At 43.2% G+C, this 16,278-nt stretch carries 15 protein-coding genes; 2 read left to right on the top strand and 13 right to left on the bottom strand.

The window, feature by feature from the left end; genetic code table 11:
• The 13 genes from DXD11_RS00730 to DXD11_RS00675 all read right to left on the bottom strand — a co-directional run bounded on the left by DXD11_RS00730 (position 1) and on the right by DXD11_RS00675 (position 13,933).
• Entirely contained in the window at positions 1-1,422 is a 1,422-nt protein-coding gene (locus DXD11_RS00730; protein ID WP_118757570.1) for a hypothetical protein, read from the bottom strand.
• 40 nt (positions 1,423-1,462) lie between these two features.
• Positions 1,463-2,308 (bottom strand): GHKL domain-containing protein, encoded by an 846-nt coding sequence (locus tag DXD11_RS00725; RefSeq protein WP_158579410.1) that lies wholly within the window; start codon positions 2,306-2,308, stop codon positions 1,463-1,465.
• 437 nt (positions 2,309-2,745) lie between these two features.
• On the bottom strand, positions 2,746-3,483 hold the full coding sequence (locus DXD11_RS00720) for a LytR/AlgR family response regulator transcription factor (protein WP_118757568.1): 738 nt from the start codon (positions 3,481-3,483) through the stop codon (positions 2,746-2,748).
• A 468-nt stretch (positions 3,484-3,951) separates the two neighbouring features.
• The gene (locus DXD11_RS14395) at positions 3,952-4,089 is read right to left on the bottom strand and encodes a hypothetical protein (protein WP_243105790.1); all 138 of its coding nucleotides are present in this window, start codon (positions 4,087-4,089) and stop codon (positions 3,952-3,954) included.
• A gap of 88 nt (positions 4,090-4,177) precedes the next feature.
• Positions 4,178-4,642: a DUF2752 domain-containing protein gene (locus DXD11_RS00710; protein ID WP_118757567.1), complete on the bottom strand. Its 465-nt coding sequence runs from the start codon at positions 4,640-4,642 to the stop codon at positions 4,178-4,180.
• Positions 4,582-5,127: an alpha/beta hydrolase gene (locus DXD11_RS00705; RefSeq protein ID WP_118757566.1), complete on the bottom strand. Its 546-nt coding sequence runs from the start codon at positions 5,125-5,127 to the stop codon at positions 4,582-4,584. Before DXD11_RS00705 ends, DXD11_RS00710 begins: the two co-directional genes overlap by 61 nt.
• Before the next feature lie 100 nt (positions 5,128-5,227).
• Positions 5,228-6,292 (bottom strand): tRNA preQ1(34) S-adenosylmethionine ribosyltransferase-isomerase QueA, encoded by a 1,065-nt coding sequence (queA, locus tag DXD11_RS00700; protein ID WP_118757860.1) that lies wholly within the window; start codon positions 6,290-6,292, stop codon positions 5,228-5,230.
• 127 nt (positions 6,293-6,419) lie between these two features.
• Positions 6,420-8,849, bottom strand: a complete 2,430-nt coding sequence (gene pheT, locus DXD11_RS00695; RefSeq protein WP_118757565.1) for a phenylalanine--tRNA ligase subunit beta — start codon at positions 8,847-8,849, stop codon at positions 6,420-6,422.
• 60 nt (positions 8,850-8,909) lie between these two features.
• Positions 8,910-9,929, bottom strand: a complete 1,020-nt coding sequence (gene pheS / locus DXD11_RS00690; protein WP_055279821.1) for a phenylalanine--tRNA ligase subunit alpha — start codon at positions 9,927-9,929, stop codon at positions 8,910-8,912.
• A 754-nt stretch (positions 9,930-10,683) separates the two neighbouring features.
• Positions 10,684-10,863 (bottom strand): hypothetical protein, encoded by a 180-nt coding sequence (locus DXD11_RS00685; RefSeq protein ID WP_015533216.1) that lies wholly within the window; start codon positions 10,861-10,863, stop codon positions 10,684-10,686.
• Between the two features lie 14 nt (positions 10,864-10,877).
• A complete protein-coding gene (locus DXD11_RS14135) occupies positions 10,878-11,135 on the bottom strand; it encodes a hypothetical protein (RefSeq protein ID WP_147360963.1) in 258 nt (85 codons plus the stop codon).
• A 173-nt stretch (positions 11,136-11,308) separates the two neighbouring features.
• Entirely contained in the window at positions 11,309-12,301 is a 993-nt protein-coding gene (locus DXD11_RS00680; protein ID WP_055273589.1) for a YihY/virulence factor BrkB family protein, read from the bottom strand.
• A gap of 18 nt (positions 12,302-12,319) precedes the next feature.
• On the bottom strand, positions 12,320-13,933 hold the full coding sequence (locus DXD11_RS00675; protein ID WP_022217148.1) for a SpoIID/LytB domain-containing protein: 1,614 nt from the start codon (positions 13,931-13,933) through the stop codon (positions 12,320-12,322).
• A gap of 434 nt (positions 13,934-14,367) precedes the next feature.
• Here DXD11_RS00675 and DXD11_RS00670 point away from each other — a divergent pair, with 434 nt between their 5' ends.
• Positions 14,368-14,967, top strand: a complete 600-nt coding sequence (locus DXD11_RS00670) for a hypothetical protein (protein ID WP_133300860.1) — start codon at positions 14,368-14,370, stop codon at positions 14,965-14,967.
• A 29-nt stretch (positions 14,968-14,996) separates the two neighbouring features.
• The gene (locus DXD11_RS00665) at positions 14,997-16,226 is read left to right on the top strand and encodes a 6-phosphofructokinase (RefSeq protein WP_055223744.1); all 1,230 of its coding nucleotides are present in this window, start codon (positions 14,997-14,999) and stop codon (positions 16,224-16,226) included.
• Positions 16,227-16,278: the final 52 nt, after the last annotated feature.

Genomic DNA, 16,278 nt, shown 5'->3' with positions numbered 1-16,278 from the left:
CTATTTCCTGCCTGTCTCCTCATACATTCCTATCTTCTTCATGTTATCCACTATATCTATGTAGTTTCCATCTATCGCATTTATATATACCCTCTGCAATGGCATATCGCATCGGTAGTCTTCATTATATTCATTCTGAGAAAATATCCATGTCGGAACAAAATACTTATTTCCCGACTCATCAGCACATGGTACATAGGCAAGTTCCACATCATTAAATTCCACCGTTCCATAATTTGTCGGGTGATCCTTATAATATTTGGCTATACTCTCGCCCGCAGCTTTAATCATCTCATCCCAGCTTAAAAGCTTGACCTCCTCTTTATCAAACGTATCCTCGTCGGCATATACATACACTGTAGATGAGACAACCCCAAACTTATCAACACTTATTACCGCCTTGTCAACTCCACCTTTATAGGTAAGGTTATCGGTATCAATACTATCCACAGTGTCGATATCTGCCACGTATACCACATCTATCCCATCTATCTTCCGTCCGAACTGGAATCTGTATCCATCAGGCTTTTTTATGACATCTTCACCATAAGTACCGCCTGTCCAGGCTCTCACCGCCTCTTCTGTCCCTGTGCAGGCAAATCCGCTTATCCCCAGATTGTCTAGTAACTTCATTGCAGAACTGAGTCCTTCATCTTCTGTGATTGGGTTCTTCTCATCCCCATCATATGTGTCTTCACCGACAACATTGATCTCATACGTACTTTCAGTTCCTGGAACCTCTGATACGAGTGCCTTATCCTCACCCTCAGGTGTCATACCATACGTAAAATAGTAATTGTTATATCCATCTCCATCTTCATTATCCGATGCCGCCATAAATATTCTCTGTACCCCACCGGCTTCCGCAACATAATGCTCATTAATCTTATATTCTGTAGCTATTGGTAACTCATCATCAATGCTATTTCTCTCGTCTACCCATCTTTTCATACCTTCCTCTAAAAGCTCTGCATAACCAGGATCATCACTCGCCAAAGCCTTTTCTATGTCCGCCTTATATGAAGCTATCGTGTTATCCAGGATTTCCTTTGACTCAGCAGCATCGCCATCCTGCCACCTTATTTCTGATGTCTCGTCAAAAAGTTTGGATATTATAGTTTTAAGTTCATCATCTGAACATGGTGCATTTACCGTGTCAAACCCAACTTTATATACTCTATCAGCATCTGGAACCTCTATATCATCATCCTTCAATGTTATCGATGAGAGTTTTGATTCTCCTATGTCAAAAGTAACATCGCAGTTATCGGGTATGTCAAGCTGTCCATCAAGTCCTCCCGCATTATCTGCTTCATCACTTCCCCCTTTCATTCCATAATCAACTTTTTTATTTCCACACGCAGCAAGACTTAATGCCATAACAGAAATAAGTGCTGCACACATTATTTTTTTCTTGTTCATCGTACACCTCCGTTTTATTTTACAAAAATATCAGGCAGTCTTACCTGGCAGAATTTGACAGATATATGACCGTATGGAATCTTTGATCATCCTCTGAGTAGTATGCATCGACACCGCCACCATACTTTTCCGCAACCCTTTTCATACTCTTTATTCCAAATCCATGGAATTTTTGATCCGGCTTACTGGACTTTCGTGAATCAGAGCCGTGTGTACAATCATTTGTCATTGCTATGATCGTTCCATCACCGTTCCCCTGTGAATTCATTCTAAGTTCCACACTGGCACTGTCTATTTCACTCATTGCCTCACTGGCATTGTCTAGCATATTACACAGAAGGACAGTTAAGTCATCTACCTGCATGTAATCCATACGTGCCCTTCTCACATCAAAATCATAATGAATTCCCGCATCAATGAACCTGCCGACATATCGATTAAGAATAACATTTACCATATGATCATCCGAAAACCTTATCTTTTCTTTCAACTCGCCGGATTCATATATCCTTTCAATATATTCGACCGCCTTATCGTAATCATGATGTTCGAGCAGATCATGTATCCCGCTGATATGCTTTTTTATATCATGTATCATTATTTTCTGCTCTTCGTCCTGACTGATCATTTTTTTATAATACTCAATGTCATATTTTTCTTTCTGGGTCTGCAATGTCTTATCCAAATTCTCCTTGTAGGCACTCTGCAGATATCCGTAGATCACAAATGAAATAATAATTATTACCAGACAGATTATTGAACAATACAACACTATTGATTCCTGCATTTTGCTGATGTCAGAAAAGTAACACATGTAATTAAGCAGACACACAACAACTATCACGCACACCGGTATGACAAGAATTACCCAACCCTGTGCTCCCATATGTACATCCACCCTGTGTCTCATCCCGTATCGGCTGATTGCAAACATCACAAGGAAATACACAAACTTACTTAACATTGCAAAAAATAATACCGTCAAAACACCACCAGATGGATCCCAGGCTTTTTGACTGATTCCAGAAAATACCGCCACAACCACCATCTCTGACAATGTCATAATTACTGACATTGCCACACTATGAAAAACTGAGCTTAAAGTTTTTTGTCCATATACGAATTTTATTATTATCCAGTTGAATACTGGAAATGAAATAAAATTAAATATCAATATATTTAGTTCAAACAAACCAAATAAAACAACATAACACGCCAACACCAAAACAAATCTCTTTATCACCGTATATCTTGGTTTTACAAACATCCACTCGAAGTATTGAAATGCTATCAACGCTTCTATCAGAAAAACGATTCCATAAATCATAGCCATTGGCATGTCCTTGCCCCCTCCAAATACATCATAAATGCATGCTTAAAATTTTGATAATTGCGTTTCGTTAGATAGGCTGTTACCCCAGTATCCAGATACACCAATGAATGATCAAACCTTACTACATGTTCCATATTCACAATAAAACTTCTATGTGTTCTAAAAAACCCCCTTGTATCCAATGTCTTCTCCCAGTAATCCATCTTTCTCACAGAGATGTATTTTCCCTCACTGGTGTTCACAAATAGCGTATGTCCCTGTGCCTCCAGGTAAATAATCTCCGGAGCTCTGAGGATTATATTTTCATTCTTTGTCTCAATCAATATCTTAGTATTTGATGTTGTGTATATCTTAAGTCCATCCTGTATATTTCGGTATATACGGGATTTGTCAAGCGGCTTTGAAATATACCTGAACACCCTCAAGCTCATAGCAGCATCAAGATAGCTGTCGTATGCCGTTATTATATATATCAGACACTCCTCATTCTGCGCCAATAGCCGTCTGCCTATATTTATCCCATTCATTCCCGGAATTACTATATCCAAGAATACAAAATCATATTTCACTTCGCTTTTTATCAGATCCTCGCCATTGTCAAACTCATATATGTTGGGTTCTTCCAAATGATTGGAAACAAAATATTCCTTTATCCATTCACTCAGCTGTTCAGTTACAAATATATCATCATCGCATACCGCTATATTAAGCTTACTTCTTTGGTCCATATGCTCACCCCATTATTATTATACACTTTGTTATATTACCTCTTCAATGCTGAATGCACGAAACGACATTATAGTGCCGATTTTGGACAAAAAAAGGCTTTCCGGTTACGAATAAACCGAAAAGCCTTTTTGCAAACATATTCAATTACAGATTCCAAGGATGATCCAGAGCACTGCTATCATACATCCGACTAAACATCAAGAGGATACTTTCTAAACGCTTTCTAAACAATCTTATTAATCAAAAATGTGACATACTCTTCTGCATCTCCACAATCAAAAGAATACTGTGAAATATCTCCTAATTCTACTGAGGTAACTGGAAATATCGTCACAGTATCCAAAATACTTTCAAATTCTTCTGTTGTCAAATAACTCATTTATTTTCAATACGCTTTCTTGCCTCAAGCATCTTTTTCTTCTTATCAATGGATTCTGATGAAGGAGTTCTTAATACCTGTTTAAAAATTAATTATTATTCTGTGAACAATTGGCCGCATCAATAGCTATCACCAGCATAAGTGCCATGATCTCATCACCCGGATCTGAGATATCAAGTGTGTATGTATCTCCCCAGCTGAGAAGCTGCTTTGCTATATTTGCCACCAGCCTGCTTCCAGCTGTGACACTGTAATTCCACGAAAGGAAATCTCCATCACACTGCCATCCTCCATACTCAATACTGTACGAAGGCTTAAATAATGTATCCCGGCACCACCAGTTTCACCACGTAAGACACAACAAATAACCCCAGCCACACATACACATACCACAGCCGGAATCTCACAAGCGGTGTCCTGCCCTTTGTGGCAAGCCTTATCGTATTGCCTATTAAATATATAGTACAAATACACACCAGATATACCGTCGCCACATGGTAATACAACGCTATCAACAGATGTCCGTGGAGCATGGCGAGTACAGCCCTTGTCGTACCACATGCGGGACATATCACTCCTGTAAACCGGCGTATCTGGCACCCCTCAAGCCATGAGGTATCCGGCAAGACACGAAGGAGCAGTATATATACTGCCGTGCCGATAAGCAGTGTTATGAGCACTGCTATCTCTGCAATATATAACTGCCCCTCCGTATGTCCTAGAAGTTCAAATAATCTATATATTTTTCCGCTATGTCTTCCTGCGTTCTTATGTTCCATAGAATATCCTTTGTCTCTATTGAATGATTTCCGCCCTCGTATTTATACAGAGGGATGTTCTTAGCCTCACAAAGTCTTGTCAACTCATCCGTATTCACTAGTGGATCCGCCGTTCCGTGAAAAGCTATGCCATTTGAATTGGCATATTGCATGGTAATCTCAAGTGGTGTGAAATATATATTTCTTACTTTAAGTCCTTTCTCCACCGCATATTTTGCAGATATAGCCGTGCCTATACTCTTAGACAGGAAGACTATATCCTCAGCCTCAGAGAAATCCACATCCTTCAGACAATCTACCGCTTTATTCCAGCCATCATCAAATACCTTCTGTATCTCCTCCGGGAGATGTCCCGAAAGCTTGCCATATGTCACATCAACGATCTCATATCCATGTGCCATCATATATTTTTTACTGTAGTAAAGTAATGGTTTATCGGTGTGATATCCTATGCCCGGGAATACCACACATATCTTCTTTCCCATGTATCTGTCTCCTCTCCGGATATAAGTCCCATCCAGAGTATATAAATTATCAACACCCCTATTACATCATGCCTTTATTCTAATCGACCTGATTCTTCTGCTATTTTATCAGCATAGCGTCGCCAAATGAAAAGAATCTGTACTTCTCCTCCACAGCCACCTTATACGCCTCAAGTATATGCTCTCTGTCGTACAGCGCAGAAACAAGCATGAGAAGCGTTGACTCTGGAAGATGGAAGTTCGTGATGAGTGCATCTATGACCTTGAACTTATAGCCCGGATAAATAAAAATATCCGTCCATTTGCTTCCTGCATGTACTGTTCCATCGTCGTCTGACATGGACTCAAGTGTTCTCGTACTTGTGGTTCCAACTGAGATCACTCTTCCGCCTGCTGCCTTTGTCTCATTTATCATGTCTGCCGCATCCTGCTCTATTATGCAAAACTCTGAATGCATGTGGTGATCAAGTATGTTCTCTTCCTTTACAGGTCTGAAGGTTCCAAGTCCGACGTGAAGTGTCACATGCGCGATCTTTATTCCCTTTGCCTTGATCTGCTCAAGAAGCTCTGTTGTAAAGTGAAGTCCTGCTGTCGGCGCTGCTGCTGATCCGTCGTGCTCTGCGTACACGGTCTGATATCTGTTCTTGTCCTCAAGCTTATGTGTGATATATGGAGGGAGCGGCATCTGTCCCAGCTCGTCAAGGATCTCCTCGAATATTCCATCGAACTCAAATCTGATGAGTCTGTTGCCCTCCTCAACTATATCGACGACCTCACCCACAAGTTTGCCCTTTATAAGTCCTGTCTCAGGGTCAGGTTCATTTGACTCTGAACCAAATACTATACGAGCACCCACCTTACACTTTTTGCCCGGTTTTACCAGAGTCTCCCATGTACAGTCGTCCTTTCTCTTCAGAAGAAGAACCTCTATGGATGCTCCCGTATCCTCCTTGACGCCCATAAGTCTCGCCGGAAGAACCCTTGTATCGTTGATGACCAGACAGTCTCCCGGATTCAGGTAGTCTATCACATCATAAAAGTGCTTGTGCTCTATCGTATTATCTTTTCTGTCCAGGACCATGAGACGTGACTCACTTCTCTTGAGGAGTGGGTCCTGTGCTATAAGCTCCTGTGGCAGATCATAGTAAAAGTCTGTTAATTTCATCATATCGTAATTCCTCACATATTTATTCACACAAAAATAACTGTCTGACGCTGGATATATACAATATCTCCGCGCCAAACAGTTACATATTATACTACTATCACAAATATTTCAAGGATAGCGCCTATTACGCTCTGATCTCGATTCCGAGCTTTCCAAGCTCCTTGAGGATCTTGGCAATGATTCCATCGACCTCTGACGTCTCAAGTGTTCTATCCTTAGCACGGAATGTCATTGTGTAAGCCACCGACTTCTTGCCCTTTGCGATCTGCTCACCCTCGTATACATCGAAAAGTTTGTAGCTCTCAAGCAGCTTGCCGCCACATTTCTTTATGACTTCCTCTATCTGTCCGACAAATATTTCCTTGTCCACAACAAGACTCAGATCTCTTGTACTTCCAGGGAACTTTGCGATTCCCTCGTACTTGGTATCGAAGTTTGAAAGCATAACCAGTGTAGGCATATCGATGACTGCCACATATACCTCACCCTTAAGGTTGTAGTTGTCACATACCTCAGGATGTACCTGTCCGATAAATCCAATTGTCAGGTTGCCCTTCTTGAGCTTTGCCTGACGGCCCGGATGAAGGAATGTGTACTCTGACTCAGGCTCGTATGTCACCTGTCCCTTGAGACCAACCTTGTCTGTAAGCTCCTCGAGAACTCCCTTGAGATCAAAGAAATCTCCCTGACCATACATACCGATAGTCAGCTTCATTCTCTCCTCTGGAAGCTCTGTGAGTGGAAGTGACTTTGGAAGGTATACATTTCCGAACTCATAAAGTCTTGCGATCTTGTTCTTTCTATTATAATTTGTTGCCAGTGATGTGAGAACACCGTTCAGTGATACAGTTCTCATGATACTGAAGTCCTCACCGAGAGGATTTGCTATTGTAACGGTCTTTCTAAACTCGCTGTCAGCAGGCAGAAGCAGCTTGTCAAATACCTTAGGGCTCTCGAATGAGTAGCACATGCCGCCAGAGAAACCATTTGCCTCAAGGACATCCCTTGCGATGGCATTGATCATCTGGTCGTATGGGAGCTTACCAACTGTTGCCTCACCTCTTGGAAGTGATACAGGAATGTTGTCGTATCCGTAGAATCTTGCAACCTCCTCTGCCAGATCTGCCATGCAGTTCAGATCCTGTCTGAAGCTTGGCACATCCAGTGTGTTTGTCTCTGCATCGTATGTGAGTCCAAGTCTGCCGAAGTAGTACAGCATCTTCTCAGGCTCGACATCTGTTCCGAGAAGCGCATTCATCTTGTCTGGCTCAAATGGAAGCTTCTTGTCCTGTACAGGATTTGGATATACATCGACAGCTCCGCCGACTACCTCACCTGCGCCCATCTCCTCGATGAGCTGACACGCTCTGTCTATTGCCTCCATAGCAAGATTTGGATCAAGTCCCTTTGTGAACTTGGCTGCCGCATCAGTTGCAAGACCGATCCTTCTGGATGAAAGTCTGATATTTGTTCCATCAAAGCAGGCTGCCTCAAAGAGCAGTGTATCGATACTGTCTGTTACCATGGAATTCTCGCCGCCCATGATTCCGGCGATACCGATTTCCTTCTCACCGTCACAGATCATCAGAACGTCATGGTCGAGCTTTCTCTCCTGTCCATCAAGTGTTACAAATGTATCTCCGTCATTTGCACGACGGACAACGATCTTGTTGCCGGCTATGGTGCTGAGATCATATGCGTGCATTGGCTGTCCGTACTCTTCCATAACGTAGTTTGTTATATCGACAAGGTTGTTGATCGAACGGATTCCCTGTGAAGCAAGTCTCTGCTGCATCCACTTTGGTGAAGGTCCGATCTTCAGGTTCTTGACAACCCTTGCTGTGTATCTAGGGCAGAGGTCAGGATCCTTTACCTCTACTGATATATAGTCATTGACGTCCTCATCATTTCCTGTCTTTGTTACCACTGGTGGGTAAAATGGCTTGTCAAATGTAGCTGCTGCCTCTCTTGCCATACCGATCATTGAGAAACAATCAACTCTGTTGGATGTGATCTCGTACTCAACTACAACATCGTCAAGTCCAAGTGCCTTCACAGCGTCATCGCCTGGCTTCACACCTGACTCCACCGGGAATACATACACGCCATCCTCCGGTGCTTCCGGATAGAAGTCTCTTGATGAACCAAGCTCCTCTATACCGCACATCATACCATTTGACTCAACTCCTCTAAGCTTACCCTTCTTGATCTTGATTCCGTCAGGGTATTCATTGTTATCGCCGTGTGCTGCCGCAACCTTACCACCGTCAAGTACAAGTGGGATGAGATCATCAACCTTTACATTCTTTGCTCCGGTCACGATCTGAAGAGGCTCCGCCTGTCCAACATCTACCTGACATACTACAAGCTTGTCCGCATCCGGATGTTTCTCCATAGTGAGAATCTTGCCAACAACGATCTTGTCAAGATTCTTATCCTTCTGTTCGTAACCCTCTACATGTGATCCTGAGAGAGTCATGGCATCTACAAACTCCTGAGCTGTCACGTCCAGATCAGGAACATATGCCTTTATCCATGATATAGGTGTATTCATCTTACAAATCTCCTTTATAAATCTATTCCAATGTCAATATTCTGTTGAATGCGTCCATCTCTAAAACTGGTCTAAGAATCTCATGTCGTTCTCGTAGAGCAGTCTCATGTCATCTATCTCATACTTGAGAAGTGTTACTCTCTCAAGACCGATTCCAAATGCAAATCCTGAATATACCTCAGGGTCTATTCCACAGTCGCGGAGAACCTTTGGATGAACCATACCACAGCCAAGGATCTCTATCCAGCCACTGCCCTTACATACTCGGCATCCCTTGCCACCGCACTTGAAGCATGTGATATCACACTCTGCTGAAGGCTCTGTGAATGGGAAGTGGTGAGGTCTGAACTTGACCTTTGTGTTCTCACCGAAGAACTCCTTTGCCCACTGCGCCAGTGTTCCCTTGAGGTCTGCCATGGTGATTCCCTTGTCTATCACAAGTCCCTCTACCTGATGGAATGATGGTGAATGTGTTGCATCTACCTCATCAGCTCTGAATACTCGTCCAGGTGAGAGGATTCTTATAGGAAGATTGCCCTTCTCCATGATTCTTGCCTGAACAGGTGATGTCTGTGTACGAAGGAGGATATCCTTTGTAACATAGAATGTATCCTGCTCATCCTTTGCAGGGTGATTTGCAGGGATGTTCAGCAGTTCGAAGTTGTACTTGTCGTACTCTACCTCTGGTCCCTCAACTATCTCGTAACCCATACCGATGAATACTCTCTCCAGATCTTCAAGTGCTATCTGGTTTGGATGTCTGTGTCCTGTAAGCTTCTTCACTCCTGGAAGAGTTACATCTATTGTCTCTCTCTTCATCTTCTCTGCACGGAGTGCTCTGTTGATGGCCTTTGTCTTCTCGTCAAGGGCTGTCTCGATGGCCTGACGTGCCTCATTTACCATCTGACCTACCTTTGGTCTGTCCTCTGGTGCTACATCCTTCATGCTTTTGAGAACCTGTGTGAGTTCTCCCTTCTTACCGAGTATCGCCACCTTCACATCGTTAAGTGTCGATACAACCTCTGCGCTCTCGATCTTGGCAAGAGCCTCTGCCTTTATGGCCTCCAACTTGTCTCTCATCGTGTTTCTCCTTTTTCTATTTATAGGGATTTCAATGTGGATCCTATATTAATTACTTCCATATATAAGTCACGGAATTGCTCGCCTACGGCTTCCGCAATTCCTACAGTAATTCGCGCTCCGCCCTATCGGGCTATGCGCTCATTCCTCTTTTTTGCGTTTACCGGGATTGCTTCGCGCTGCGCGCTCTCTCAATCCCTGCACGGCATTCACACTCCGCCCTCCCGGGCTCCGTGTTTCATGTCGCGCGCGGGTGACAAATGTCTGCTGATGCATGCGAGCAAGCTCGCGCATCGCAGCCGCTTGTCACCCTGTAAACGCAAAAGTCCCTAGCATGTTATACATACTAGGGACGAATTATATCCGCGTTACCACCCTGATTCCAGACACTCTATGTATCTTGTCCATGTCTGACTCTCATTAGACGTTTGTCGCACGTCACACGCCACACCCTACACAGACCAACATCTGTCATCTGATAAAACAGATATCTTCAATCCTTCAGCCGTGGTGGCTCTGATGTGAAATTAAATACGCACTCTTACCTGACCGGGCTTTCAGCCGCTGACCTAGTCTCTCTGATGGCGACATACGTATCTTTTGCATCGTCACTGCCTGTAGAGATAATATACCTACATGTGGGTGTTAGTCAACATCTTTTTTGTCATACTATCATGATCAACAACAATTCAATTTTCAGAAATATTATATAACTTGATTGTGAAAATAAACCTTACGAGTACCATACTCCTATTTAATCATCTTCCCGTTTCTTTTTCTTTATTTGTAAAGCAATTGATGCCAAAAGTAATATCCAGCCTATCAATAAGATTATATAAAACATCACCTTACCAAAATCTCCTTTTAAGATAAAATCGATTGCAAACAAACATGCACTAAGTACTAACAGAAGTATAGCTTTTTTTTCTCTCATATATTTTCTCCTTTTTATATCAAAATTGCTTTATATCTTTCACTCTTTATTTTCTTTGTATCTGCAAGTCTTCCTTTACTATTATACGTAAGTAAATAAATATCAAATCCATCTTTACTGCTATTTGTTACATATTTAAATCTATACCCCCAGTTTTCAATAGCTGGAGACCTAATATCAGTACTTCCATAGTTACTTATTATATCTGAAAGAAGCGTAGACAATGTATACCCTGTTGCTAGACTTGCTGTGACTGCCCCCTTAGTTACCAAAATATCAATTGCCACCCCAGCAGAATAGGAGGCTTTTATTTTATAATATGCACTGTAATATCTTACATTTATAGAAATTGTTTTCTTTACCCGCTTACTACTTGTATTTTTATATGAGCCACTATGCGTCTCAATCGCAGTATTCTTTAACTTGAATACACCCTACTTTTATTTCATTTATCTACTTCTACATCAACTTCTTCGTCCATCTTTAAATGTCGATTTTTTCGCATCCGCCTCTTCTCCACACGCTTTTTCTTCCTCTCAAGTCGTCTCTTCTTACGCCCGGCCTTGTGCGCACGCCTTCTTATTCCCCGGATTCCATTATCCATGAATTTGTTGATCTCCGCGCCTATCAGCATGACGTACATACACATGTAAAGCCACAGCGCAAGCAATATCACACTTGCAAGGCTTCCATACATATATGTGTTGATTCCCACTATATTGATATAGCTTGATACGCCAAATGACAAAAGCATCCAGAGTATGGTCGTAAATGCAGCTCCCGGCACAGCGGTCTTGATCCTCACCCGCTCAACCGGCAATGCCCAGTATGCCACGATCATAACCCCAAACAAAACCGTAGGGGCAAATGCTATCTTGACGATCGACAGGATATTCGCAACGGTATCCACCAGTTGGAATCTCTCCACCGAATCCAGCCGCACCAGCATTTTTGACACAACTACATCGCCGAGGATATATATGACCATAACCGCCACCAGCATCACACAGAATATCAATGTATACAGAGTGTGTATCGCTCTTCTGAGGAAATAATTGACGCTGTCCTCCTTGCCTGCCATGAAAGTGAGTCCGCGGCCTATAGCCATTGTTCCCTTTGACGCCGACCACACTGTGAGCAATATGGTTGCTGTGGTGGCAAGCAGTGAGCTCTTGCTGTCGAAAATCTCTGCAAACATGAATTCAAAATTGGAATTGATCTCCTCCGGGAACAGTTCCTTTATTATCTCCAACACCTGGGTCTCTGTGAATGGCAGATATTTGACAAATGTAAGCAGCGTCATCGCCAGTGGAAACAGTGACAGCAGCAGGAAAAAAGCAGACTGTGCCGCAAATGCCGCCACCTGATCCTTATTCATCTCTGCCATAAACAATCTGACTTTATGGTATATGAGCACTATGCGCTTCTTTAACTTCATAATTAGTGATTCTCTCCGTTACTTTTCAACCGAACTGAGAACTGCTCCGTTGTAATAATGGCTTATTATCTGCGCTGCAGTATATCCCAGCTTTGCCAGTTCATTTGCACCATTCTGACTCATTCCGACTCCATGTCCGTATCCGCCGCCCTTAAGTGTGTAGAGTCCTGTGTCATTATCCTTCTTTACATAGTAGAAATTACTTGGAACGCCTGTCCAGCCCGTGAGCTCTGATCCATCCTGCTCTGTTATAGCCTTGCCATCCGTGGCGAACAGAACTCGGATATTGCTCTGGCCGCTGACTACCACGCTTCCCTTGTCGCCTGTTATCGTAACTTCCTTCACAAGTCCACTGTCATCTCTTCCCGTCACCATTATTGACTTGATCTTGCCAACCGATGTCGCAGACACATCCGAGCATCTTGAAAGGCCGGTCTCAACCGCATTTCTCATCTCATCTTCTGTGTATGTAACCGTCCACCTGTACATAGGAAGATTTCTCTCAACCACATCTGTGTCCGTCTTGCCATCCATGAAATCCCTGAATGCCGCTTCATCGCTGAAATATGGGATGTCCAGCGCCGTATTCTGAATACGTGTACAGGTATATGGCATGCTTCCGCCCCACACCTGGTCACTCGTGGTAGTCGTTCCGCACGATGTTGAGAAATATACAGCATTTATGATCTCTCCGTTATATGTAGGTACAATTCCGGATGTGGACTGGACTGCATCTATGGAATTTCCCGTCTCAGGGAAGTTATTGTAGACCTGGCACGATGTTGTGTCATCAAGGTCTGCATTGTATCCCCTGTAGTTACTTCCAAGCTTTCTATATGTAAATCCTCTGGCGCAGATTGCCATAGCCTTGAGCGCCTCCGGGCTGTAGCTCGATGAAACCTCACTTGACACTACCCCATACAGATACTGTTCTATATCTACCTGATTGATGATCATGTATCCCGACGAATCCTTTGTTATCTCAAGGGCTCCGTGATACCTCGGGGTGCCGCTTGATTTGCTGAGACTCGATACTGTTATCATTCCATCCGAACTCTCAGGCTCAACTATGATGGATGAGGCCTTGTTGTCGCTGCCAAGTGATACAAATTCATCCGCCTTGTAGGTTTTCTTCTTGCCATCGCTCGTCACGTTAAATCCTGTACTGCAGGTAAATTCCACATAGCTCTGATAATAATCTCCGCCATTTGTCAGGATGACTCTGACACTGTTCTCCATACCGGATATAACGACTGACGATCCGCCATAGCCGCTGCCCCCGCTGGTTCTGTCGGTGCCGGACGAGCTGCTGCCTTTATCCTCTTTCTTCTTTGAAGCCACAGTTCCTGCTCCCTGAATTGTGTAGTCATACTCCGCGATCTCTGTACTGTCCGTGTCGGCTTCAACATATTGCTTCAGATCTCCCAGCGGATCATCCGGAGCTTCTATAACTATGGTCTCCACTGAATTGCCATCGTTGTTATCATCAGTCTCTTCACCTACTCTGTTTTTACCTGTTATCATCATATATCCGACAACACATACCAGAATTATAGTTATGAAACTCACTATCTTAAAATTCTTATTGTATTTGATCTTCTGATACCATTTCTTCCTCTGATCTATTCGCATTCCCCTGTCTCCATTTCTCCGCAAATATATCCACATACAGAGAAAAAGCAGCATATACATGCTGCTTCTTCATCTTGTGTAATAAACTGAAATGCGCCCTTGCTTTTGAGTCCTAGCAGCGCTAGGTGGGCAACCGCAATTGTATATCTGCCTTCCACTAGAACTTATATAACGAGGCTTGACTTCAATAACAATGATATAGGAATCCCGTTTATTCAAATGTAGGTTCAAAATCACAAGAGACTTAATACATCTCAGCTATGAGCACATTATACCTTACCTTTACATCTCTTGCAAGAATTTTTCACGTGAACTTTAACCACTATAATTGACATTATATGCCTTCTTGAAATACCAATCTTACCTGTGTTAGAATATAGATACTTATGGGAATTTATAATTATTTCCAAACATGAAAGGCAGGTGTTCACCAAATGGATAAAACCAGCTTACAAATGTTATTCGGCGTATTGCTCGGAGTATTTCTGCTTGCACTCATAGTCATGACTGTGGTGTATGTCAGAAGAAAGCTTGCCGATAAGCGCGAGGAGGCACTGAGAGATCTCGATCTCATGCAGGAAGAGGCTATCAGGGAGGAACAGAGCCAGAGCAAGGGGTACTGGATAAACCGTGATGACATCGAGGACGAGAATCAGGCTCATCTGCTCCGTTACTACCACTATTTCGATAATATCGATGAATGTATCCACGATCTCATAGTTGAGATGTATGACTGTGGATTTGTCAGGACAGAAGAGATATTTGTCGCAGCATACGGTGAGGAAGCACTCACACCTGATTCATTCATTTACATGACAGATGCTGACTGTGATCTGGAAAAGGCAAAGGCTGCACTTCCGCCTGTCAGTGAGAAGAACCAGAAGATCATCTATGACCTCTGGTGCTCATATGTCGAAAAGCTTCTGGACACTGTTGAGATACACACAACCGATGCCAACAAAGATATAATCAAGGACGCACTTATGGTTTATGGCCGCAAAAAGATAACCATACTCCTACGCAGTCCAGAATAAAATAAAACCTTTCAAAGGAGATTTACAAAATGAAAGATAACTGTATAGTAGCTCAGTCAGGAGGTCCTACCGTAGCGATAAATGCTTCGCTGGCAGGTGTCATAGACGGAGTTAAGAAAAGCAACAAATTCACCAGAGTTTACGGTGCAATTCACGGGATCCAGGGAGTGCTGGACAATAATTTCATAGATCTGTCCCTCATGGCCCTCTCAAAATTTCCTCTGGTAAATACTCTGGAGCTCTCCCCTGCAATGTACCTTGGCTCATGCAGATACAAGCTTCCTGATTTTGAGGTTGACTCAAAACCTTATGAGATAATATTTGACAGATTTGAGGAATATCAGGTTGCCGCATTCTTCTATATCGGCGGCAACGACTCTATGGATACAGTGGATAAACTCAGCAAATATGCAAAGAAGATCGGATCGGATGTGAAGATCGTCGGCATCCCTAAGACCATTGACAATGACCTGTGCCATACCGACCACACTCCGGGATTTGGCTCTGCAGCCAAGTATGTTGCATCCACCATGCTGGAGATTGCCCACGACACTTACATCTACCAGATACCAAGTGTTGTCATCGTGGAGATCATGGGCCGTGATGCAGGCTGGCTCACCGCTGCATCCTGTCTGGCAAGAAATGACTACAGTCCTGCTCCTCATCTCATATATCTTCCTGAGGTAGACTTCGATGAGGATCAGTTTATAGAGGACATCAAAAATGTATTAAAGACTTCAAGATGTGTCATCGTGGCCGTATCTGAGGGTATACATGATAAGGATGGCAACTACATCAGCGCAACTTCTGCTGTGGCAGACAAGTTCGGACATGCCCAGCTCAGCGGAACCGGCAAGGCTCTCGAGAGTCTTGTTAAGGACAGAATGGATATAAAGGTTCGTTCCATCGAGCTCAATGTCCTCCAGAGATGTGCAGCGCATATTTCCTCAAGGACAGATATCAACGAGTCATTTGCACTTGGCCAGGCTGCTGTAAAATACGCCGCCGAGGGAATGACTGCTGTTATGTCCACGATCAAGCGAGTTTCTAACGATCCATACCAGTGGATCATTGAACCTGAGAATGTATCTCTCATCGCCAACCAGGCTAAGACAATTCCGCTTGAGTGGATCACACCTGAGAAGAATGACGTCACACCTGAGATGGAAGCATATCTCAGACCTCTTATAATCGGCGAGGTTTCCCTTCAGTACAAGGATGGACTTCCTATGTACCTGCCGGTAAACCACCTGCTTTAAAGAATAAAATATCCCTAACACCTCAATATCTGTTGTGTTAGGGATATTTTTT

Source organism: Coprococcus sp. TF11-13 (genome assembly GCF_003481085.1).
Lineage (GTDB): Bacteria > Bacillota > Clostridia > Lachnospirales > Lachnospiraceae > Coprococcus > Coprococcus aceti.
Note: the sequence above shows the minus strand (reverse complement) of the source record. Positions and strands in the feature narration are given on the sequence as shown.

What these genes read in the sequence shown, in the direction of transcription:
- DXD11_RS00730 (WP_118757570.1), bottom strand. Translation starts at nt 1,422, where the DNA reads ATGAACAAGAAAAAAATAATGTGTGCAGCACTTATTTCTGTTATGGCA.
- DXD11_RS00725 (WP_158579410.1), bottom strand. Translation starts at nt 2,308, where the DNA reads ATGGGAGCACAGGGTTGGGTAATTCTTGTCATACCGGTGTGCGTGATA.
- DXD11_RS00720 (WP_118757568.1), bottom strand. Translation starts at nt 3,483, where the DNA reads ATGGACCAAAGAAGTAAGCTTAATATAGCGGTATGCGATGATGATATA.
- DXD11_RS00710 (WP_118757567.1), bottom strand. Translation starts at nt 4,642, where the DNA reads ATGGAACATAAGAACGCAGGAAGACATAGCGGAAAAATATATAGATTA.
- DXD11_RS00705 (WP_118757566.1), bottom strand. Translation starts at nt 5,127, where the DNA reads ATGGGAAAGAAGATATGTGTGGTATTCCCGGGCATAGGATATCACACC.
- queA (WP_118757860.1), bottom strand. Translation starts at nt 6,292, where the DNA reads ATGAAATTAACAGACTTTTACTATGATCTGCCACAGGAGCTTATAGCA.
- pheT (WP_118757565.1), bottom strand. Translation starts at nt 8,849, where the DNA reads ATGAATACACCTATATCATGGATAAAGGCATATGTTCCTGATCTGGAC.
- pheS (WP_055279821.1), bottom strand. Translation starts at nt 9,929, where the DNA reads ATGAGAGACAAGTTGGAGGCCATAAAGGCAGAGGCTCTTGCCAAGATC.
- DXD11_RS00685 (WP_015533216.1), bottom strand. Translation starts at nt 10,863, where the DNA reads ATGAGAGAAAAAAAAGCTATACTTCTGTTAGTACTTAGTGCATGTTTG.
- DXD11_RS00680 (WP_055273589.1), bottom strand. Translation starts at nt 12,301, where the DNA reads ATGAAGTTAAAGAAGCGCATAGTGCTCATATACCATAAAGTCAGATTG.
- DXD11_RS00675 (WP_022217148.1), bottom strand. Translation starts at nt 13,933, where the DNA reads ATGCGAATAGATCAGAGGAAGAAATGGTATCAGAAGATCAAATACAAT.
- DXD11_RS00670 (WP_133300860.1), top strand. Translation starts at nt 14,368, where the DNA reads ATGGATAAAACCAGCTTACAAATGTTATTCGGCGTATTGCTCGGAGTA.
- DXD11_RS00665 (WP_055223744.1), top strand. Translation starts at nt 14,997, where the DNA reads ATGAAAGATAACTGTATAGTAGCTCAGTCAGGAGGTCCTACCGTAGCG.